Below are 23256 nucleotides of genomic sequence, written 5' to 3'. Positions count from 1 at the left end.
GTCTAATCGGGCGTTTTTAGCAGGAGGGAGCGCAGTTCGTTGCGCGAGACCACACGGATTTCAGTTGAGGTGTAGTCAATCAGTCCTCGTGCCTTCATGCTTTCAAGGGTGTTGATGAAGGAAGAACGCTGCACGCCGAAAAGGGTGTAGAGGTCGCGCTGCTTGCACGTGAGCACGACATCAAGGGCATCGCGCTGAGTGAGTGCTATAATCCAGAAGGCTATACGTTCTTCAAGCGATCCTGAGGTGAGCGAAAGCACGCCGTCGATTGCTTTCTGGGCGTTGGTCGATATGTAGTTGAGGTAGTTGAAGAGGCATACTTCGTCGGTGCGTATGATATTGATGAAGTCGTTTTTTTCTATCTGCATTATCGAGACGGTGTCAATGGCAGTTACCGTGGCGGGGTAGAGAGTGTTGCGTCCGAAAAGGAAATCGGGCGATATTACGGACGGGGCCTGAAGCGTCTGCATCACACCGAATCTGTCGGTCGAGTTGCGCACCGATAGCCGTACGCATCCGCCGATTACGAACATCATACGTGTGCATGGATCGCCTGCCTCCAATATGGTCTCTCCGGGAAGATATTTTGAGAAAGCAAGCCGGGTGTTTCCTACAATCTCTGATATGCGGTTGTAGCTCACGCCGTTGAAGAGGGGAAGCCCCATGAGATTTTCATACATGCTGTTGGCTGCCATGACTCATTTTCAGTTAATGGTTGATAGAGACGGCGGGACATGCGCGCTGTCTATTATATAACTAACGTAATTGGGAAGTTTTTAGTTTTTTTACGAATGCTCCAATTGTTATTAAAGTTGTTTAAGCAACTATTTATACCCTGGGAGTCACTTGGCCATCTGTGAGTCACGGCGGGTCTTGAAATAGAGCTGTGCGGAGTTGATGGTGTTCTGCCATGCGACATAGGCCGCCGGTGCGACCGATGAGACAGGATGGAGGTAGGTGAGAGCCATCCAGATGGCGAGGACGGTGTTTTTTTGTCCGAGTCCCTGTGCGCCGGCTATCCTGTCGCCGCATCGCCGGCCGATCTTTCGTCCGATCCAGAACTGGAGGCAGCACACGATGCCCGAGAGGATGGCGAGGAGCATCATTTCGGGAACGGCTTCGGCCGGTTCGTCCATGACGAAGCTTACGGCGCGACCCACAACAATGAAGAGCGAGACTGCCCAGATGTAGAATGACACGGCCTGTCTGTCGGCCACGGCATGGTGGACTTTCGGGGCTACTTTCAGCAGTATGATGGCGAGGATGAGCGGGAGGATTATCAGAGGCATCACCTTGGCGGAGATGGTGGTGAGTGTTTCCATGAAGGGGATGTCTGCTTTAGAGCCCATGAGGGTGAAGAATATCGGGGCAAGAATGGCGACGGTGATGTTGGAGATGATGGAGAATGTGGCCAGGCGTGGGACGCTTCCTCCAAGCATTCCGGTGATAACAGGGGCTGCCGTGGCGGTTGGGCAGAAGACGCAGATGAATGTGCCTTGGGCGAGGTCGGTGCTGAATGGCAGGAGGGAGAAGTAGAGAGCCACTGCGCCTATGACCTGCACCGAGAGCAGTCCCCACGAGAGGGCGGTGACGCGGAATTCACTCGGCCTGACACGGCAGAATGTGATGAAAAGCATGATGAAAATCAGGTAGGGGGCGATGAATTCTATTTTCCCCATGAAGTCATGAAAGACGATTCCGGCCAACATGGCAATCGGCAGCATCCAAGGCTTGAGCCTCTGGCGCAAAAGTGACATTTTCATAATTCAGATTTTAAACTTAAATCCGATTTAAAATTCGGTTCTTTGAAACATACACCGTAGAGGATTGGTTTGTTCTTGACCCGGCTTTAATTTCTGTGTGCAAAATTACTAATTCCTGCCCGGATTACGCACCTCCGATAGCTATTTCAATTATATCCCCGAAATAAACGGTGATTTTAGTGAGGATGATTTTTGGATTGAATTGTATGTTATTGATAGAGATAATACTCACAATCAGCATATTATGTCTATTGTTGGAGGTGATTATGCCGGAAATTACGTTAATACAAATATTGATCGTCCAATGTGGGCTGGAAAATATATTTTCAATCTCACATCTAAAGGAACTAATCCCAACGTTATCGCAAGTCCTTCCCGTGCATATTTGACAGTTAACAGGGCCTCAAATAATCTTGAATGGGATACGGAAGCTCCTATTTTATTAAAAGTCGGTGAGAAAGTAGATCTTGGTATTTTCTATCAGGCTGATATTTGGTGTACGTTCAACACTGATTATGATGAAGAATTGATTGAACTTTCATCGGAAGGAGCGACCAGTAATAATCCTCATTGGTTTGCTACAGGCCTAAAGGAGGGTGAGACAACCCTTTATTTCGGTATCGAGTGTAGAAAGAACGATATGGGATTCTATGATTTCACGGATTCACGGATTCTGTCTAAGAGAATTAAGGTTGAGCCGTCATTAGGTATTGAAGGAGTCATCGCTGATAAAGATTCCATTTCTGTAAGAGTTCAGAACGGTACTATTTTGATTCTTAATAAAGCCGCAGATTCGATTGTCAGAGTTTTCACTCTTCACGGCGTTCTCTTAAAGGAAACTAAGGAGCAGGAAATTTCAGATATAAATCGAGGGATATATATCGTCATGGTGGGGAATCATTCATTCAAAGTCGTGATATGAGAGAGGATGATAACACTATAACTTTCAGATTCTTTTTTAGAGGCAAACCATCTAAAAAAGAATCGTTTCCTGCACTTCGAACTTTTTTGTGCGAAAAAGAATGGCTATTGGAAGATTCAGATTATGATTCTAATTTATTGGAATATCATAGCGAAAATAATGGTATTTGCGAAGTAATTCTAAAGAAAATTGATGATATTACTATGGAAGAACTTGCAGACTTATTCTTCGTTGATATTCGCAAGAATAAAGATATATTATATGTGACGGTTCTTTACAATGAGTATACCGATAAGCTCGTTCAAAATTATGCTGGCAAATATTTAAATCGGCAGAAAGTTGACCTCAGCAGTCTTCAGAAATCTGATGAAGTAATAATTCTTCATCGCAATTAACTAGCTAAAGAAACAAGGTGCAAAACCATGTAGGGTATGCGCCTTGTTTTTTCATTACCAAAACAAGTGTTGACATCATTTAAGGTTTATTCTTTGTGGGTTTCGAGGTTTTTTATGAATTTTGCGTAATGGTTGCCCTCACTGATGATTAAACGCTTTTGTATCATACGTATATTATGCCACGATTTCTGCTGATGACATTGTCGATGATTCTGTTGCCTTTCGTGCTCTCCGGGGCTATGAAGAGGGCGGTTGTCGTGGACTCCGTTTCTGGCAGGCCGCTGGCTAAGGCGTCGGTGTTCGGCAGGAGCGGTAAACCTGTAGGAATCAGTTCAGACAATGGGGAATTGCCCGAAAGGATAGCCTTGTCGGACTATCCGCTTACTGTCAGCAGTCTCGGATATGCTCCCGCGACTGTCGAAGGACCTACTGACGGACTGATAAAGCTTCGCGAGATTGCCTATGACCTGCCTGAAGTTGTGGTCGGGCCTAAAAAGCGTCAGGTGCTTTATATGAAAGGGTATGTGAGGGAATATTCGATGCTTACGACATATGCCGACACCGTGTTCCTTTTCCGGGAAAAGATGGTCGATTTCATGATTCCTGCAAGGAAGACAAAGGGCTATTACGGGTGGACGACTCCGCGCGTGCTTGCCTCGAAGTCATATTATCATTTTTCGAACGACGAGGGTCTTGACAGTGTAAGCAATTATTTCGGTCAGCATTTCTCGTGGTCGGACTGGGTCGGTGTCATTGACCGAGCCGAGCTCCCGGCGCGCCTTCAAGGGTTTGACGAAGCTGCCTGCGATACGGTTGCGGGTAAATATGGCCCTGCGTCGATATGGCGGAAGGATGGCGAGAATGTCAGTCTGGATGTAGATGTGCTTGCCGACACGACCGGTCATGGCTGGGCCAAGAGTCTGGCGGTGTATCTTCGCGGAAAGGTTGATTTTTCGAGATTCACACTGAAATACAGGTTTGCGGAAGTGAACAGCGGTCTTATTCTCGCCGACAACATCGCAGGGCTGGCGATAAACATTGAGTCGAAGGGCAGAGGCCGCGACCTGCCGAGATTCCTGCATGCAGGAGAGGAATTCGATGTGGACACATATGCTGAAATGTATATCACCGACAAAGAGTATATGAGCGTCGGGCAGGCAAAGAAATTCGAGAAGCGCGACAGGCGTGCGGAAGCGGTGGCCATCGTTTCTCCTGACCATGCTCCGGAATTGCAGCCTGCGATTGTCGAGCTTGTCGGGAGGGTCAACAGTATCGACCACGCCCGGCTTCGTGCTGTCGAGAAGCCCGATCAGAGATATGTCGCCACTAAGTTTCCCGGATATGAGAAGCGTAAGGGCTCAGGTTTGAGAAATTTTTTTAAATCGGCGTTGAATCCGAAATACAAGTGACAGAGAAATGGTATTATAACCGAAATAAATAGGAAAAACAGAGATACGTATGGCTGATAATTATCTTGAAAAACGGATGGAGGAATATCGCGCCGGGAAACTTGCGCCAAAAAGCCGGGTGGTGGTCCATGCTGCGGGCGCTAAACGCGAACCGGGCGACTTCACTCTTTCGTTTCCTAAGCTGAATGCGGTGGTGATTGGCGGTCCGACGGAGCTTGCCGGGATGCTTGTCAGGATATTCAGAGGCGTTGATGCCTCAGTGGCGCTCTGCCACTCTGATTCGAAGCGGTGCACGCCGCTGGCTCAGGCTTCGGGATGCCGATACTATCCATTTGATCCGGCTGATGTATCAAAGCTTGAAAGAGTGATTGATGATGTGACCGCCCGCTGGGGCGGGGCGGATGCCGTGGTGGATTTACGTGGAGTTGAAGATGAGGCTGAGGGAGACGAGGCGGCCGCTTTGGCTGAACTCGTCATGATTCACGCGCATCCGAAATTCGATTTCGTGCGGAGAACCGACATAGAGTTTGACGAGTGAAATTTTTTATGTAAATTTGCAGTTCAAACTTGAAATAATAACAATCATATCATCAACAGCATAATATGGCACTTCAATGCGGCATAGTCGGCCTTCCTAACGTAGGCAAGTCGACGCTATTCAACTGTCTGTCCAACGCCAAGGCGCAGTCGGCAAACTTTCCGTTCTGCACCATCGAGCCTAACGTGGGCGTGATTACCGTCCCCGATGCGCGTCTCAACAAGCTTGTTGAGATGTGTCAGCCTCGCAGCATAGTCCCTGCGACCGTCGAGATTGTCGATATCGCCGGTCTTGTCCAAGGCGCGAGCAAAGGAGAGGGGCTTGGCAACAAATTCCTTGCGAATATCCGCGAGACAGACGCGATACTCCACGTGTTGCGCTGTTTCGACGATGACAATGTGACGCATGTCCACAACACTGTCGATCCGGTGCGTGACAAGGAGATAATTGACTACGAGCTTCAGCTCAAAGACCTTGAGACTGTGGAGAGCCGCATCGCAAAGACACAGAAGCAGGCCCAGACAGGTGGTGACAAGGTGGCAAAGATGCAATATGAGGTTCTGAAGAAGTATCAGGAGGCTCTGGTGCAGGGCAAGCCGGCGCGCACTGTCGAGCTTGAGACTGTCGATGAGCAGAAATTCGCCCACGACCTCTTCCTGTTGACAAGCAAACCGGTGATGTATGTCTGCAACGTGGACGACGCATCGGCCGTCACAGGTAACAAATATGTTGAGGCTGTCCGCGAGGCTATCAAGGATGAGAACGCGCAGCTACTGATCGTGGCCGCCCAGACCGAAAGCGAGATTGCCGAACTTGACACTTTTGAGGAGCGTCAGGAGTTTCTCGCTGAAATAGGGCTTGAGGAGTCAGGCGTGGCCCGTCTGATCCGTGCGGCATACGCGCTGCTAAATCTTCAGACATTCTTCACCGCCGGCTCTGACGAGGTGCGCGCGTGGACTTTCATGAAGGGTAGCAAAGCTCCGCAGTGTGCCGGCGTAATCCACACGGATTTTGAGAAAGGATTTATCCGTGCGGAGGTTATAAAGTATGACGACTACGTGACCCTCGGAAGCGAGAGCGCTGTCCGCGAAGCCGGAAAGATGGCTATCGAGGGAAAGAACTACGTGGTCGAGGACGGCGATATCATGCACTTCCTCTTCAACGTGTAGGCATAATGACGAATATAAAACCGACATGAATTTATAATATGCCCGGCTGGCACGGCACGAATTAAAAGCGTGGCGCGTCTGCCGGGTTTTGTTTTTCATATCACACATCTTTTAAACCTATCATGAAAACTACTCTTTTTGCAGCAGCGGTCTCAGTGGCTGTGGCTGCCAATGCGACAGAAGCCAACAAGCCATTGCGTCTGCACTACGACCGTCCTGCCGAGTTTTTCGAGGAAGCACTCGTCATAGGCAACGGAAATATCGGTGCTATACTCTATGGTGGAGTGGGGGAAGATCGTCTGTCGCTAAACGACATCACATTGTGGACCGGCGAGCCTGAGAAGGGGGTGGCCACACCTGATGCCTATAAGGCTATCCCGCAGATACGCGAGGCGCTTGACCGTGGTGACTACCGTGCGGCCGATTCGCTCCAGCGCAAGGTGCAGGGCCATTACAGTGAAAACTATCAGCCTCTCGGGTCGCTGACGATTTCATACGATGCGGGCGAGGAAGGAAACGTTGGTGACTATATAAGGCTTCTCGATATTTCGGATGCGATAGCATTCCGTGGTTTCAAGCGCGACGGCAAAGGGGAGGGGAGTGTCTATTTCGCTTCTGCTCCTGATTCGGTTATCGTGGTCGGAATAAAAAGCGAGCGTCCGCTGACGGCTACGCTGCGCCTTGACTCGCAGTTGCCTCATGAGGTGAAGTCGAATGGTGGTGAAATCCGTTCGACCGGCCATGCCGCCTATCTCTCATTGCCGGGTTATACGTCTTTTGATGAAAAACTGAAATATGATCCGCAGCGCGGCACTCGTTTTTGTACAATCGTCAAGGCTGTGCCGGCCGACGGTAGCGTTATTGCTAATCCTGACGGCAGTCTGACCCTGAAGGATGTCAGCGATGCAGTGGTGTATGTCACGAATGTAACAAGTTTCAACGGTTTCGACCGAGATCCGGTGAAAGAAGGACGCGACTATATCGGTCTTGCAGAGAAACGCATCGGCCGTGCCGAGGTGAAGGGATTCGACCGTCTCCTCGCCGACCATTTGGCAGATTACCATAATCTGTTCGATCGTGTCACGCTTGATCTGGGTGCGACGGCTGATTCGGTGTCGGTACTTCCGACCGACGTGCAGCTCAAACGCTACACGGATCTTAAAGAAGTCAACCCTGACCTTGAGGAGCTTTATTTCCAGTATGGACGCTACCTGCTGATAGCCTGTTCGCGCACTCCAGCTGTGCCTGCAAATCTGCAGGGGCTTTGGAACGAATATATTCTTCCGCCGTGGAGCAGCAACTATACTACTAATATAAATGTAGAGGAGAATTATTGGCCGGCCGAGGTGACAGGACTTGGCGAACTCCATGCCACAGCGTTGCTCCCGTGGATAAAAAATCTTTCTAAAGGCGGAGCGGCCACGGCTCGTCATTACTATGGTGTGGATCGTGGCTGGTGTCTCGGCCATAATTCCGACATCTGGGCGATGACCAATCCTGTAGGGCTTAACGGAGGCGATCCGACTTGGGCTAATTGGAATATGGGTGGTGCGTGGCTTGCAAGCCATATCTGGGAGCATTATCTTTTTAACGGAGACAAATCGTTTCTTGAAGAGTATTATCCTGTGCTGAAAGGTGCGGCTGACTTTTGTCTTGGCTGGCTTGTCGGGAAAGACGGTTATCTCGTCACTTCGCCGGCGACCTCGCCGGAAAATCAGTATGTCACGCCTGACGGCTATGTCGGGGCTACCCTCTATGGAGGTGCGGCTGATCTCGCTATGGTCAGGCAGTGTCTGGCGGATGCACGCGACGCTGCCACGGAACTCGGAGTCGACAGTGGTTTTTGCAACGAGGTTGACAGTGTGTTGCCTAAGCTCTATCCTTATAAAATAGGAAAAAAAGGGAATCTTCAGGAATGGTATTATGACTGGGATGATAAAGATCCGCAGCATAGACATCAGTCTCATCTGTATGGATTGTTCCCGGGAAGACACATTTCAGTAGACTCCACTCCTGAGCTCGCGCGTGCGTCGGCGCGTACATTAAATATAAAAGGTGACAATACTACCGGGTGGAGTACCGGCTGGCGTGTGAACCTTCTTTCTCGTCTGCGTGACGGAGAGGGAGCCTACAGGATGTATCGCCGTTTGTTGAAATATGTGAGTCCCGATAATTACAAAGGTCCGGACAAAAGGTCGGGTGGAGGTACGTATCCAAATCTTCTTGACGCGCATGCCCCATTTCAGATTGACGGTAATTTCGGAGGAACGGCCGGTGTGGCAGAGATGCTGATGCAATCTACGCCTGAGTCAATAACTGTTTTGCCGGCTCTGCCTTCGGAATGGCGCAATGGAAAAGTTAGCGGATTGAGGGCGCGTGGAGGTTTCATTGTGGATATGGAATGGAAAAATGGAAAAATTTCACAACTTTTTGTCGCTTCTCCAAAGGGTGGCTACACGGATATCGTGATGCCTTCGGGTGAAATTAAGAGTGTCGTGTTAAAGTCCAGAGAACGCAAAAAAGTGCTCTAAATGCGCCAAAATGGCCTAAAAATGCCTTTGAGTGTTAAATTTCTGTTAAAATGCCATGGAAAATTTGGAGGTAAAGGAGAAAGTGTCTACCTTTGCACTCGCTTTTGAGAAGCAAACCTCACAGAGGCGAGGGGATAGAGATTGAAACGCTGAAAGACATTGAATTGTTTGATGATGAAATGTTAAACAAATGTTAAAATCTCGAAAAGATTTGCAGGTTTCAAAAATTTGATTTACCTTTGCAAAGTTTTCCGCTGAACGCCTGATGAGGCAAGCGCGATGAAAGCACAGAGCACATTGAAAGAATTACAATAGACATTGAAAGTAGTACAAGAGTCAATGAAATAAAGAGACTCTGTCAATTCTACCGACAATCGCAATAGATATAACGAACGGACATCCCGGACGGGGCGACTCTCGAAGGTTTTTCTGTGAAGGCAAAATAAAGAACAGAACAGACGGTCTTTCCTGCTTTCCTGCTCTATTGATAAAATAGAAAAGAAAAAGAAAAGATAGATAACAACGAAGAGTTTGATCCTGGCTCAGGATGAACGCTAGCGACAGGCTTAACACATGCAAGTCGAGGGGCAGCGGGGGAGTAGCAATACTCCCGCCGGCGACCGGCGCACGGGTGAGTAACACGTATGAAACCTGCCCGTAGCAGGGGGATAAGCGGAAGAAATTCCGTCTAATACCGCGTAACAACCCATGGAGGCATCTCCGTGGGTTTAAAGGAAGCGATTCCGGCTACGGATGGTCATGCGTCGCATTAGCTAGTTGGCGGGGTAACGGCCCACCAAGGCGACGATGCGTAGGGGTTCTGAGAGGAAGGTCCCCCACACTGGTACTGAGACACGGACCAGACTCCTACGGGAGGCAGCAGTGAGGAATATTGGTCAATGGCCGCAGGGCTGAACCAGCCAAGTCGCGTGAGGGATGACGGTCCTATGGATTGTAAACCTCTTTTGTCAGGGAGCAAAGGGCGCCACGTGTGGCGCTTTGCGAGTACCTGAAGAAAAAGCATCGGCTAACTCCGTGCCAGCAGCCGCGGTAATACGGAGGATGCGAGCGTTATCCGGATTTATTGGGTTTAAAGGGTGCGCAGGCGGAATGTCAAGTCAGCGGTAAAATTTCGGGGCTCAACCCCGTCGTGCCGTTGAAACTGGCGTTCTTGAGTGAGCGAGAAGTATGCGGAATGCGTGGTGTAGCGGTGAAATGCATAGATATCACGCAGAACTCCGATTGCGAAGGCAGCATACCGGCGCTCAACTGACGCTCATGCACGAAAGCGTGGGTATCGAACAGGATTAGATACCCTGGTAGTCCACGCAGTAAACGATGAATACTAACTGTCCGGGCAGAATGATGCCTGGGTGGTACAGCGAAAGCGTTAAGTATTCCACCTGGGGAGTACGCCGGCAACGGTGAAACTCAAAGGAATTGACGGGGGCCCGCACAAGCGGAGGAACATGTGGTTTAATTCGATGATACGCGAGGAACCTTACCCGGGCTCAAACGACGGATGGATGTTTCTGAAAGGAGGCAGTCCTACGGGACATCCGTCGAGGTGCTGCATGGTTGTCGTCAGCTCGTGCCGTGAGGTGTCGGCTTAAGTGCCATAACGAGCGCAACCCCCATCGCCAGTTACCAGCAAGTAAAGTTGGGGACTCTGGCGAGACTGCCGGCGCAAGCTGTGAGGAAGGCGGGGATGACGTCAAATCAGCACGGCCCTTACGTCCGGGGCGACACACGTGTTACAATGGCAGGTACAGAGAGAAGCGATGCGGCGACGCAGAGCGGAACTTCAAAGCCTGTCTCAGTTCGGATTGGAGTCTGCAACCCGACTCCATGAAGCTGGATTCGCTAGTAATCGCGCATCAGCCACGGCGCGGTGAATACGTTCCCGGGCCTTGTACACACCGCCCGTCAAGCCATGGAAGCCGGGAGTGCCTGAAGTGTGCAACCGCAAGGAGCGCCCTAAGGTAAAACCGGTGACTGGGGCTAAGTCGTAACAAGGTAGCCGTACCGGAAGGTGCGGCTGGAACACCTCCTTTCTGGAGCGGAAAAGCCTATGGCGTTCCGTACCGAGATGGCCGTCGCGACTGTCGCATGCAGGGTCTTCGGACATTGACGGTACTGCTTTCAAGGGTTCTATTGAAAACCCCGCGGATATCCATTGAGGGACTCCACGGATACGGGGGATTAGCTCAGCTGGCTAGAGCACCTGCTTTGCAAGCAGGGGGTCAACGGTTCGAATCCGTTATTCTCCACACAAGAAAGAGGACATTGACATACTGGAAGCGAAGATACGCGAGACTCCATTGAAAAAATATGGAGCTTGCAAAATCGAAGCAAACACAACGAGTAAATCAAATCAAGCGAAACACGAGGCAACTCTGTTTCTTTGAATCGAGTCACAACAACAGGACGATTTCAGAGAGCGAGCCGAGTGATGTTCGAACCGATTGAAAAATACTAAGGTCATAAAGAAAGGAGAGAAGGGCACATGAAGGATGCCTGGGCTCTCGGAGGCGACGAAGGACGTGATAAGCTGCGAAAAGCTGCGGGTAGGAGCAAATATCCCTTGATCCGCAGATGTCCGAATGGGGCAACCCACCGGCTTCCGGCCGGTACCTCCCATATAGGAGGGGCGAACCCGGGGAACTGAAACATCTCAGTACCCGGAGGAAGAGAAAATAAACCAATGATTGCGCAAGTAGTGGCGAGCGAACGCGCAAGAGCCCAAACCGGCCGCGTTTCGGCGTGGACCGGGGTTGTAGGACCGTCGACGAATGGACAGCGGGCGCATAGCCGAACCTTCTGGAAAGGAGGGCCGCAGCGGGTGAGAGCCCCGTAGGCGAAATGCAAAGGCTGACAGAGACGGCACCTGAGTAAGCCGGGACACGAGGAATCCTGGCCGAATCCGCGGGGACCATCCCGTAAGGCTAAATACTACCGAGAGACCGATAGCGAACCAGTACCGTGAGGGAAAGGTGAAAAGAACCTCGAACAGAGGAGTGAAACAGACCCTGAAATCATGTGCCTACAAGCGGTCGGAGCTGCCTGGTGCAGTGACGGCGTGCCTTTTGCATAATGAACCTACGAGTTACCGTCGTTGGCGAGGCTAAGCACTTCAGGTGCGGAGCCGAAGCGAAAGCGAGTCTGAACAAGGCGCCTGTAGTCAGCGGCGGTAGACGCGAAACCAAGTGATCTACCCTTGGGCAGGTTGAAGGTGGGGTAACACCCACTGGAGGACCGAACCGGTAAGCGTTGAAAAGCTTTCGGATGACCTGAGGGTAGGAGTGAAAGGCCAATCAAACTTGGAGATAGCTCGTACTCCCCGAAATGCATTTAGGTGCAGCCTCGGGCGCAGTACCGTGGAGGTAGAGCGACTGATAGGATGCGAGGGCTTCACCGCCTATCAAGTCCTGACAAACTCCGAATGCCACGGCACGGTCCCCGGGAGTGAGGGCGCGGGTGCTAAGGTCCGCGTCCGAGAGAGGAACAACTCAGACCACCGTCCAAGGCCCCAAATCCGGGCTAAGTTGAAGACAATAACGAGGTGGGATTGCAAGGACAGCTAGGATGTTGGCTTGGAAGCAGCCATTCATTTAAAGAGTGCGTAACAGCTCACTAGTCGAGTGATCCCGCATGGATAATAATCTGGCATAAGTCAGGTGCCGAAGACGTGGAATCATGCGTAATGCATGATTGGTAGGGGAGCATTCCGGTAACCGCTGAAGGCGTGGCGCGAGCCGCGCTGGAGGAGCCGGAAAAGCAAATGTAGGTATAAGTAACGACAAAGGGGGCGGGAAACCCCCTCGCCGCAAGACCAAGGGTTTCTGATCAACGCTAATCGGATCAGAGTCAGTCGGGACCTAAGGGGCAGCCGCAAGGCGGACCCGATGGAAGAAACGGTCAACATTCCGTTACTCCTGTATGGAGTGATGTGGAGACGGAGAAGTGACACTCCCGCGTGCTGACGGAATAGCACGTTGAACCGCGTAGGTATACGCCCGGCAGGCAAATCCGCCGGGAGTGCTGAAACGGGACAGTACGGAGAGCCCCCGAGGCAATCCGACAGCGGAGGTAACCATGCTCCCGAGAAAATCCGCTAAACTTAATCCATGCAGGACCCGTACCCCAAACCGACACAGGTGGTCGGGTAGAACATACCAAGGCGCTCGAGAGATTCACGGTTAAGGAACTAGGCAAACTGACCCCGTAACTTCGGGATAAGGGGTCCCTCCCTCCGGGGAGGGCGCAGAGAATAGGTCCAGGCAACTGTTTAACAAAAACACAGGGCTGTGCGAAATTGAAAGATGAAGAATACAGCCTGACACCTGCCCGGTGCCGGAAGGTTAAGAGGAGATGTCACCGCAAGGGAAGCATTGAATTGAAGCCCCGGTAAACGGCGGCCGTAACTATAACGGTCCTAAGGTAGCGAAATTCCTTGTCGGGTAAGTTCCGACCTGCACGAATGGTGTAATGATCCGGACACTGTCTCAACCGTGAGCTCGGTGAAATTGTAGTATCGGTGAAGATGCCGATTACCCGCAACGGGACGAAAAGACCCCGTGAACCTTTACTGCAGCTTAGCACTGTGACCGGGTGTGCGATGTGTAGGATAGTCAGGAGACATCGAAGCGGTGACGCCAGTCACCGTGGAGTCGGCGTTGAAATACTGACCTTTGCACATTTGGTCTCTAACTCGCATGAGCGAGGACACTGCTTGGTGGGTAGTTTGACTGGGGTGGTCGCCTCCAAAAGCGTAACGGAGGCTTCTAAAGGTGCGCTCAGGCCGATTGGTAACCGGCCGCAGAGTGTAATGGCACAAGCGCGCTTGACTGAGAGACAGACAAGTCGAACAGGTAGGAAACTAGAGCATAGTGATCCGGTGGTTCCGTATGGAAGGGCCATCGCTCAAAGGATAAAAGGTACTCCGGGGATAACAGGCTGATCCCTCCCAAGAGCTCATATCGACGGAGTGGTTTGGCACCTCGATGTCGGCTCGTCACATCCCGGGGCTGGAGAAGGTCCCAAGGGTTAGGCTGTTCGCCTATTAAAGTGGCACGCGAGCTGGGTTCAGAACGTCGTGAGACAGTTCGGTCTCTATCTGTTGTGGGCGCGGGAGATTTGCGAGGCCCCGACACTAGTACGAGAGGACCGTGTTGGACCGACCTCCGGTTTACCGGTTGTTCCGCCAGGAGCACCGCCGGGTAGCCGCGTCGGGTAAGGATAAGTGCTGAAAGCATCTAAGCACGAAGCTCCCCTCAAGATAAGATCTCCACACAAGGGCCGTTTAAGACTAAGACGTAGATAGGCCGCAGGTGCAGGTACGGTAACGTACACAGCCGAGCGGTACTAATCGCCCAAACCCTTTCTTGGGAGCAATCCCAAAAATAGCCTTCCCATTGATGGAAGGACAATTTCAGTCGCTGAATCGTACATCCGCTGGCAAACGTAACAAGGCCTCGGGAATCGTTCGGTGGCCGGTTCAAGAGAAGGTTACTCATGTAGCTTCACTTCGCTTCCACCGCCTCTTTCTAACCTTACACGTCAGGAAGTTTCCTGATGAAGATACTAAGGTGGCCATAGCGTGAGGGCTCCACCTCTTCCCATTCCGAACAGAGAAGTTAAACCTCACCACGTCGATGATACTGCGAAAGTGGGAAAGTAGATAACCGCCCCTTCTAAACGACCGAAGCCTGAGATGCAGATAGCGTCTCAGGCTTCGGCTTTTTTTATGCAATTATGTCAATATAGTGCTTTGCGATTGAATTTTCAGCGGGACGTAAGGTTATATGACCGTTTTTTTGTAATTTTGCAATACTTAAATTAACATGGTAGCACTTGAAACCTAATTTTGACGGGCTACTTATGAGTTTTTATACCGTTTATATTTTTTAGAGTTATTAAACCAATCAAAGAGATTGACATGAAACTTACTGAACTGACAGCAATATCACCGGTCGACGGCCGCTATCGCGGAAAATGTGAGAATCTGGATGAATATTTTTCAGAATTTGCTCTTATCCGCTACCGTGTAAAGGTAGAGGTCGAGTATTTTATCGCTCTTTGTGAATTGCCCCTGCCGGCTCTTGCTGATTTCCCTGTCGAGCTATTCGGTAAGTTACGCGATATCTACGGCCAATTCTCCGTGGAGTATGCCGCCAGAGTCAAGGAGATTGAAAGTGTGACCAATCATGATGTCAAGGCTGTTGAGTATTTCATCAAGGAACGCTTTGATCTCTTGGGCATAGAAAAATATAAAGAATATATCCATTTCGGCCTTACATCGCAGGACATAAACAACACTTCCGTCCCGATGTCGATAGCCGATGCCATCAAAAATGTCTATCGTCCGCGTATCGTAGAAATGATCGAGCATCTTGAGGCCCGTGCCGACGAATGGTATGACATACCTATGCTTGCCAAGACTCACGGCCAGCCGGCATCGCCCACCCGTCTCGGCAAAGAAATCCGTGTGTTCAGCTACCGTCTCCGCCGTCAGCTTGCAATTCTTGATGCTGTCGAGATTTCAGGTAAGTTCGGTGGTGCGACAGGTAATTTCAATGCTCATCTTTGTGCCTTCCCAGATTTTGATTGGCGCGAGTTTGGTGCTAAGTTCCTTTCGGAGAAGTTAGGCATCGTCAGAGAAGAGTATACGACACAGATTTCAAACTATGATAATCTTGCGGCTCTTTTCGATGCGTTCGCACGTATCAATAACATAATTCTCGACCTTGACCGCGACATGTGGATGTATATCTCCATGGAGTATTTCAAACAGAAGATCAAGGCAGGAGAGGTCGGTTCGTCGGCTATGCCCCACAAAGTAAATCCGATTGACTTTGAAAATTCGGAAGGCAACATCGGCATCGCGAACGCTGTTTTCGGACATCTCGCGAGCAAGATGCCTGTCTCTCGTCTGCAAAGAGACCTCACCGATTCAACCGTCCTGCGCAATATCGGTGTGCCTCTTGCTCATACGCTTATCGCTGTTGCTTCGACTATGAAGGGACTTGGGAAACTTCTTCTCAACCGTGCGGCGATAGACGCTGATCTCGACAACACATGGAGTGTCGTGGCAGAGGCTATCCAGACAGTGCTTCGTCGCGAGGGTTATCCGAAGCCCTACGAGACACTCAAGGCTCTCACCCGTAAAAACGAGGCTGTGACTGCCGAGAGTATCGCCGAATTTATTGATACGCTCAATGTTTCCGCTGAAGTGAAAGCCGAACTGAAGACTATTTCACCTCACAGTTATACCGGCTATTGATAATCCGCCGTTAATGGATACGTCGACAAAAATACGATTCGGCTTTATAGCGGTGCTATGGCTTTTTCTGTGTTATCTTGTCATAGCATCGCGGCCGTTCACTCTCTGGACCATATTTATCATAACCGCTTCCGGTATCATTGTGTGGGTTCCTCTCTATAAGAAATATATTAAGAATGGAAAAAGAAACGAAGGACGATAAATATCCTCTCCTGTCGCAGATCGACTCTCCGGCCGACCTGCGCAAACTCCCGGTGCAGGAGCTGCCGAAAGTGTGTAGCGAGTTGCGTTCGTTTCTGATCAACTCGCTCTCAACCCATCCGGGGCACTTTGCATCGAGTATGGGGGCGGTAGAGCTTACAGTTGCCTTGCACTATGTGTTCAACACCCCCTACGACCGCATCGTATGGGATGTCGGACATCAGGCTTACGGCCACAAAATACTGACCGGGCGTCGCGAGCGTTTCAGTACCAATCGCACGCTTGGCGGTCTAAGCGGCTTCCCTTCGCCAAAGGAAAGCGAATATGATACATTTACTGCAGGCCATGCCTCGAACTCCATTTCGGCAGCTCTTGGCATGACTGTGGCAAGTTCGTTGCAAAACGAAACCCCGCTCCGCAATGTCGTAGCGGTTATAGGCGATGCCTCCATCAGTGGCGGTCTCGCGTTCGAGGGGCTTAACAACGCTGCCAATGCCAATTCGAATCTTCTTATCATTCTTAATGATAATGATATGTCGATTGACCGCAATGTCGGCTCTCTCAATTCCTATCTCGCCCATCTCACAACATCGAAAGCCTACAATAATCTCAGATATAAGTTTGCGAGGTTTCTGCGCAAGAACCATCTTGTAACCAACAAGGGCAAAGGGATGATCATGCGCTTCAACAATAGCCTGAAGTCACTTATAACCAAGGAGCAAAATATTTTTGAAGGCCTGAATATCAGGTATTTCGGACCTTTCGACGGACATGATTTGCCGACTATCATCAATGTGCTGAATGAAATAAAGGATTTCAGCGGTCCGCGTATCCTTCATCTCCGTACGATAAAAGGCAAAGGTTACGAACCGGCTGAGAAAGATCCTGCACGCTGGCATGCTCCGGGGCGCTTTGACGCGAAAACCGGCAAGATTATAAAAGACAGCGTGAAGAAGGCTCCAAAATATCAGGACGTGTTCGGCGAAACGCTTGTCGCGCTCGCCGAGCGTAATACTAAAATAGTGGGGGTGACGGCAGCCATGCCGTCGGGCACTTCAATGAACAAGCTTGAAAAGGCTTTCCCGTCACGGACTTTCGATGTCGGCATTTCCGAGGGACATGCTGTGACATTTGCAGGAGGAATGGCAAAAGAGGGTATGAAACCATTTGTAGCCATCTATTCATCGTTCCTTCAGAGAGCCTACAGCCATATCATACATGATGTGGCGATTGAGGGCTTGCCTGTCACTTTCTGTCTTGACAGAGCCGGTCTTGTCGGGGAGGACGGCGCTACACACCACGGTGTGTTCGACATGGCTTATCTCCGCTCGATTCCAGGCATGACAGTCGCATCGCCAAGGAGTCTCGACATGCTCCGTCATCTTATGCTTACCGCTGAAAGTTTCGATGGTCCGTTTGCAATCCGCTATCCGCGAGGAAACGGAGACTCGGAATTGTCGGAAGAGATGCACAAATTGCCTGTCGGCAAGGGCGAACTGCTCAAGGACGGCAGCGACATGGTGGTGCTTACCATCGGACCGGTAGCTTCGGAGGCACGAAAGGTGATCGACCGTGCGGAAAAGGAATTCGGCATCTCCATTGCCCACTATGATATGATATTCCTTAAACCTATGGATAAGGAAATCATTGACCGTATCGTCGCGATGAACGTTCCTGTCATCACAGTCGAAGACGGTGTGGTTGACGGAGGAATGGGTTCGGCAGTGCTTGAAGCGCTTTCTGAGGCCGGTTCTGATGTGGCGGTGCATCGTCTTGGTGTTCCTGACCGTTTTATTCCTCAGGGCAAACCGGCAGAGCTTAAACATCTTTGCGGCTTTGACGAAGAGGGTATCTACGAGGCCATTGCCAAGATTGCTAATCCTGTTAAAGGCTGATATTACAGATGAAAATAGTTATTGCCGGGTCGGGAGAGGTCGGTACTCACCTTGCCAAGCTTCTGTCAAACGAAGAGCAGGATATCACCGTAGTCGACAGTGACGGTGAAAAGCTTTCCATGCTTGATTCAAACTATAATCTCCTTACCTTCAAAGGCTCTCCGACTTCCTTTTCAACTCTTCGTCAGGCCGGTGTTGAGGATTGCGATCTTTTTATCGCGGTCACTCCGTTTGAGACACGCAACATCATTGCGTGTGCCATAGCAAAAAGCCTTGGAGCGTCCAAGACTGTGGCCCGGATTGATAATTACGAATTTAAAGATCCGGCTAATCATGAGTTCTTCGTCCATATCGGGGCTGACGACATGATCTATCCCGAGTATCTCGCCGCGATTGAGATTATTCAGGCTTTGCGTCACAACTGGGTCAGACACTGGTTTGAGCTTCACAACGGGGAGCTGATTCTCGTCGGTGTCAAATTGAGAGACAATGCCCCGCTTAAGGGAATGCAGCTCAAAGAGCTTGGAATGACCGAACACAGTTTTCACGTGGCTGCAATCAAACGCAATCATGAGACGATTATTCCCGGCGGTCATGACCGTCTGGAAGTAAATGATATTGTCTACTTCATGACTACGCGTGAGCATGTCGATTCGCTCGTCGCGCTCTGTGGCAAGACTCAGCGCAAGATACGCGATGTGCTCATCATGGGAGGCAGCCGTATTGCGATAAGGCTGTGTGCGATGGCCGGCGATGAGTTCAACTTCAAAATCATGGATATGGACCGCGACCGTTGTCTTGTGTTGTCGGAAAAATGTCCTGACGCGACAATCATCAATGCCGATGCACGTGACACCGATGCTCTTCTTGATGCCGGCATAACCGATATGGATGCTTTTATCGCGCTTGCCGACAGCAGTGAGACCAATATTCTCACCTGTCTTTCCGCCAAAGAGCTTGGAGTGGTCAAAACAATCGCCGAGGTGGAGAATTTGCAGTTTATCTCTGAGGCAGAAGGATTGAATATCGGAACAATCATCAATAAAAAGCTCCTTGCTTCTTCGCGAATATTCCAGATGCTTCTCGACAGTGATACTTCCACGTCGAAATGTCTTGCGTTGGCCGATGCCGAAGTCGCAGAGATTGTGGCTCGTGAGGGCTCAAAAATCACCCGAGGCCCTGTAAAGGATCTGAAACTGTCGCGCGACATGACTATCGCAGGTCTCATAAGGGATGGTAAAGGTTATCTTGTTTCGGGTAACACTGTCATCGAGCCGGGTGATAGTGTGGTTGTGTTTACACTCAACGGTGTCATCCACAAGGTCGAAAAACTGTTTAAATGACATGAATTTTCTTCGTTACCGACCTACAGCCATAAATTTCCCGATGATACTCCGTATCATCGGGTTGCTTCTTATCATCGAGGGACTTTTCCTGACAGTCCCGCTTGCTACATCCCTTGTCTATCACGAAACCGACTGGATGTGTTTTCTGCTGACAATGGTGGTCACTACTGTGGCCGGAACTATAATGACCTTCGGCATCCGTCCGCGTAATCCCCGCATGGGTAAACGAGAGGGGTTCCTGCTGACGGCTCTGATATGGATTTTCTTTTCGATTTTCGGCATGATTCCATTCATACTCATGGAGAAGCAGCCGATGTCGGTCTCCGATGCCTTTTTTGAGGCTATGTCGGGATTCACCACTACCGGGGCGACGGTCATGGACTCTATCAGTCATCTCAGCCACGGTATTGTCATGTGGCGTAGCCTGATGCAGTGGATAGGCGGCATGGGTATAATTCTTTTTACCTTGGCTGTAGTCCCGATGCTCAATCATTCGGGTGGCATGCAGATGTTTAACGCGGAGGTGACGGGTATTACACACGACAAGTTGCGTCCCCGTATCTCGCAGACGGCCAAGGGACTGTGGCTCATCTATATTGTGCTGACCCTTGTACTTTTCATATTGCTTATAATAGGCCCGATGGATACGTTCGAAGCGATATGTCATGCGTTCAGCACAATGTCGACCGGTGGATTCTCTACGGCCGATGCAAGTATCGAGGCATGGGATTCTATATATATAGAATCTGTGGTGACGGTGTTCATGTTCCTTGGCGGGACGAGCTTCGTGTTGCTTTACCGTGCGGCCCACGGTGATTTCAAGCCGATATGGCAAAACGATGTGTTCCGTGCGTATGTAGGTATAATTCTTGTGTGCTACGTGCTGTTTGTCATCGCCATATTCTATCACGGACAGGCTTATTCCATAAAGTCGGTAACGCTTGATCCTTTGTTCCAGATAGTGTCGACTATCACGTCGACGGGCTATGAGGTTTCCGACTTCTCTAACTGGGGTACGTTTACTCTGTCGCTTGTATTCGCCCTGATGTTTTTCGGAGCGTGTGCCGGCTCTACCAGCGGAGGCGCTAAGATTGACCGTCTGATTTATCTATTGAAAAACTGCCGTAACGAGATTGTAAGGTGCGTTTATCCGAACAATATTTTTACAGTCCGTGTCAACCGTCGTGTGATTCCACATGAGACAGTGTCGAAGGTTATTGCCTTTCTGTGTCTGTATGTCATGATTATCATGGCGGGAGGCATCATTCTCACTGCTTTGGGGCTTCCGTTGGTCGACTCGTTTTTCTCGGCATTCTCCTGCATAAGCAATACCGGCCTTGGAGCGGGTGTCACAGGCTACGGAGGTTCGTATGCCCTTGTCCCTGACGTTGGTAAATGGTTATTGGCCATAATTATGATGATCGGCCGTCTTGAACTGTTCACTGTTCTGATTCTCTTTACCCCTACATTCTGGAAAAAATAAATAAAAATGAGCAACGAGATTCTATATGTTCTTTTGCCGGATTATGCGGCACATGAGGCTGTATATCTTTCACAGGCCATAGCTTCCGATGAGTTCGCGCTTAAAGAAAATCCGAAATATGTCAATAAGGTTTTAGCTCCGTCTTTGGAGCCTGTCAAGTCAATCGGCGGTTTCCGCACGATGGCCGACTATTCGTTTGAGACGATGCCTGACGATTATGCGGCATTGGTATTGATTGGTGGCTTCGGTTGGACTACGCCTGTCGCGGATAAGGTTGTGCCGATTGTCAGACAGGCCATTGAGAGAGGTAAGGTTGTAGGTGCAATCTGCAATGCTGCTTCCTTTATGGCAAAACACGGTTTTCTTAACGCGGTCACACACACCGGCAACGGACTGGAACAATTGAAACTGTGGGGCGGTGAAAATTATACCAATACGGACGGATATGTCCATGCTCAGGCTGTCAGCGACAAGATGATAGTGACGGCCAATGGTTCTGCGGCCCTTGAATTTGCAAAGGAACTGCTTCTTCTGCTTGAAAACGACACACCGGAACGCATAGAAATGTACTATCAGTTCAACAAGCAGGGATTCTGTAACATGTTTCCTGCCGAAAATTAGAAACGATATAAACAGCCTGTCAATATTATAGTCTCACACAGCCGATTTTAGGATTTATTGTGAGTATATCAAGACAATCAGCCACTCGGTTTCTTATTGAAACTGAATGGCTGATTTTTTATTTATTGCTGTCCGATAAAACTTTTTGAGGCAAAACAAAATTAGGACTGGCACCTATTGCAGGAGTCAGTCCTTTTAGTTTAGTTTGTGTTGGTCAAAACATATTCTAAACTATGCCCAAAAGTAGTCATTTTAGCGGACAGCCGCTCTATGGTCAGGTAATAAAACTGCTTGACAAGTCGAAAATTCTTCAGTTTAGCCGCGAATACGGAGGAGAGAGATATACCAAACGGTTTAACTGCTGGATTCATCTGGTGGTAATGCTCTATGCCGTGATAATGCGATTCGACTCATTGCGTGAGATAACAGCCAGTTTGCTTGCCGAGACGCGTAAACTGTCTCATATAGGTATTACTTTCAAAATCGGGCGCAGCACACTTGCGGATGCCAACAAGAGGCGCCCCGAAGCTATATTTGAGGCTATATATCGTGATCTATATGCCACTTACCGCCACGTTCTTTCCTCGGACAGCCACAGCCGCAAGACTCCAAAATGGATGAAACGACTGCAGATTATCGACTCCACGACTATTACTCTGTTCTCCAACCTGCTGTTCAAGGGAGTCGGACGCCATCCAAAGACCGGAAAAAAGAAAGGCGGAATCAAGGTTCATACCGTCATACATGCCAACGAAGGTGTGCCGTCGGATATAAAGTTCACATCAGCGGCTACAAACGACTCATTCATGCTCAAGCCAACAACATTGAGTAAAGGCGACATAATGGCAATGGACCGCGCATACATCGACTATGAGAAGTTCCAACAACTGACGGAGCGTGGCGTAACATACGTCACCAAGATGAAGAAGAACCTGAAATACAGCATATTGTCGGACACTATGTATCAGACTCCTGACGGACTGATGGAGGTCAGGATACAGCAAGTGGAGTTTGTAAAGCAGGTTAAAGGCGGAGAGGTCATTCGACATAAATCACGCATAATCACTTATGTGGATGTCAAGAAGCGCAAACTGATATCGCTGCTGACCAACGATATGGAGTCCGACCCGGAGGAAATCATCGCGATATACCGACAGAGATGGGAAATTGAGCTGCTGTTCAAGCAGATGAAACAAAACTTTCCACTTAAATACTTCTATGGCGAGAGCGCCAATGCCATCAAGATCCAGATCTGGATCACACTAATCGCCAATCTACTGCTGATGGTTATGCAGAAGGGGCTGAAACGCCAGTGGAGCTTCTCCGGGCTGGCAACAATGGTCAGAATTACCCTGATGTACTACGTTGACTTCAACAGCCTGTTTAACAACCCGGAAAAAGAGTGGGAAATCATCCTTTCCGAGGCCTCCGGAGCGCCTCCCGAACCGTCATTGTTTGACTGAGGGGGCTTGTAAGGTAAAAAAGAAGACTCGAACACCGTAAAATCAGCGTTCGAGCCATACTTTATTGCGCTATTTGAGTTTTATCGGACAGCAATATTTTTTATTGTTTGATGTAATATCGGTAAAATTTGCTCGGTGAGGTCATGGGTATATGGTATTATATTGACATGGGGCGAATATTTTAATGTGTAATCGGATTGTTTTCAGTAACTTTACAGACAGATATGTGATTTTCTCA

At 49.7% G+C, this 23256-nt stretch carries 14 protein-coding genes, 1 tRNA gene and 3 rRNA genes; 16 read left to right on the top strand and 2 right to left on the bottom strand.

Going from position 1 to position 23256, the window contains the following annotated elements:
- Nucleotides 1-2: 2 nt before the first annotated feature.
- Nucleotides 3-695 (bottom strand): Crp/Fnr family transcriptional regulator, encoded by a 693-nt coding sequence (locus E7747_RS01995; RefSeq protein ID WP_123615453.1) that lies wholly within the window; start codon nt 693-695, stop codon nt 3-5.
- 147 nt (nt 696-842) lie between these two features.
- A complete protein-coding gene (locus tag E7747_RS01990) occupies nt 843-1757 on the bottom strand; it encodes a bile acid:sodium symporter family protein (protein ID WP_228449227.1) in 915 nt (304 codons plus the stop codon).
- Nucleotides 1758-2007: 250 nt separating this feature from the next.
- Here E7747_RS01990 and E7747_RS01985 point away from each other — a divergent pair, with 250 nt between their 5' ends.
- From E7747_RS01985 to E7747_RS01905, 16 genes are all read left to right on the top strand, one after another.
- A complete protein-coding gene (locus tag E7747_RS01985) occupies nt 2008-2685 on the top strand; it encodes a hypothetical protein (protein WP_136413805.1) in 678 nt (225 codons plus the stop codon).
- The gene (locus E7747_RS01980) at nt 2682-3080 is read left to right on the top strand and encodes a hypothetical protein (RefSeq protein ID WP_136413803.1); all 399 of its coding nucleotides are present in this window, start codon (nt 2682-2684) and stop codon (nt 3078-3080) included. Before E7747_RS01985 ends, E7747_RS01980 begins: the two co-directional genes overlap by 4 nt.
- Before the next feature lie 176 nt (nt 3081-3256).
- Nucleotides 3257-4489, top strand: a complete 1233-nt coding sequence (locus E7747_RS01975) for a carboxypeptidase-like regulatory domain-containing protein (RefSeq protein ID WP_136413801.1) — start codon at nt 3257-3259, stop codon at nt 4487-4489.
- A gap of 49 nt (nt 4490-4538) precedes the next feature.
- Entirely contained in the window at nt 4539-5027 is a 489-nt protein-coding gene (locus E7747_RS01970; protein ID WP_123615449.1) for a hypothetical protein, read from the top strand.
- 65 nt (nt 5028-5092) lie between these two features.
- Nucleotides 5093-6196, top strand: coding sequence for a redox-regulated ATPase YchF (ychF, locus tag E7747_RS01965; protein WP_136413799.1), 1104 nt, complete (start codon nt 5093-5095; stop codon nt 6194-6196).
- A gap of 122 nt (nt 6197-6318) precedes the next feature.
- The gene (locus E7747_RS01960) at nt 6319-8727 is read left to right on the top strand and encodes a glycoside hydrolase family 95 protein (protein ID WP_136413798.1); all 2409 of its coding nucleotides are present in this window, start codon (nt 6319-6321) and stop codon (nt 8725-8727) included.
- A 519-nt stretch (nt 8728-9246) separates the two neighbouring features.
- Nucleotides 9247-10781 (top strand): 16S ribosomal RNA (locus E7747_RS01955).
- A 142-nt stretch (nt 10782-10923) separates the two neighbouring features.
- Nucleotides 10924-10997 (top strand) — tRNA-Ala (locus tag E7747_RS01950).
- A 216-nt stretch (nt 10998-11213) separates the two neighbouring features.
- Nucleotides 11214-14115: ribosomal RNA gene (locus tag E7747_RS01945) — 23S ribosomal RNA — on the top strand.
- 196 nt (nt 14116-14311) lie between these two features.
- A 5S ribosomal RNA gene (rrf, locus tag E7747_RS01940) occupies nt 14312-14420 on the top strand.
- Together the 16S, 23S and 5S rRNA genes with 1 tRNA gene alongside form the textbook arrangement of a ribosomal RNA operon.
- A 245-nt stretch (nt 14421-14665) precedes the next feature.
- Nucleotides 14666-16009: an adenylosuccinate lyase gene (purB, locus tag E7747_RS01935; RefSeq protein ID WP_136413796.1), complete on the top strand. Its 1344-nt coding sequence runs from the start codon at nt 14666-14668 to the stop codon at nt 16007-16009.
- A gap of 176 nt (nt 16010-16185) precedes the next feature.
- Nucleotides 16186-18105: a 1-deoxy-D-xylulose-5-phosphate synthase gene (gene dxs, locus E7747_RS01925; protein WP_136413794.1), complete on the top strand. Its 1920-nt coding sequence runs from the start codon at nt 16186-16188 to the stop codon at nt 18103-18105.
- Between the two features lie 8 nt (nt 18106-18113).
- Complete coding sequence (gene trkA / locus E7747_RS01920) at nt 18114-19448, top strand: Trk system potassium transporter TrkA (protein ID WP_136413792.1); 1335 nt, start codon at nt 18114-18116, stop codon at nt 19446-19448.
- A gap of 1 nt (nt 19449) precedes the next feature.
- Nucleotides 19450-20934, top strand: coding sequence for a TrkH family potassium uptake protein (locus tag E7747_RS01915; protein WP_136413790.1), 1485 nt, complete (start codon nt 19450-19452; stop codon nt 20932-20934).
- A 6-nt stretch (nt 20935-20940) separates the two neighbouring features.
- Nucleotides 20941-21555 carry a DJ-1/PfpI family protein gene (locus E7747_RS01910; RefSeq protein WP_136413788.1) on the top strand — a complete coding sequence of 205 codons (615 nt, stop codon included), beginning with the start codon at nt 20941-20943 and terminating at the stop codon, nt 21553-21555.
- 233 nt (nt 21556-21788) lie between these two features.
- Nucleotides 21789-23018, top strand: a complete 1230-nt coding sequence (locus E7747_RS01905) for an IS4 family transposase (RefSeq protein WP_136413786.1) — start codon at nt 21789-21791, stop codon at nt 23016-23018.
- Nucleotides 23019-23256 lie beyond the last annotated feature (238 nt).

This window comes from Duncaniella dubosii, assembly GCF_004803915.1.
GTDB lineage: Bacteria > Bacteroidota > Bacteroidia > Bacteroidales > Muribaculaceae > Duncaniella > Duncaniella dubosii.
This window is presented reverse-complemented; position numbering and strand designations above follow the sequence as displayed.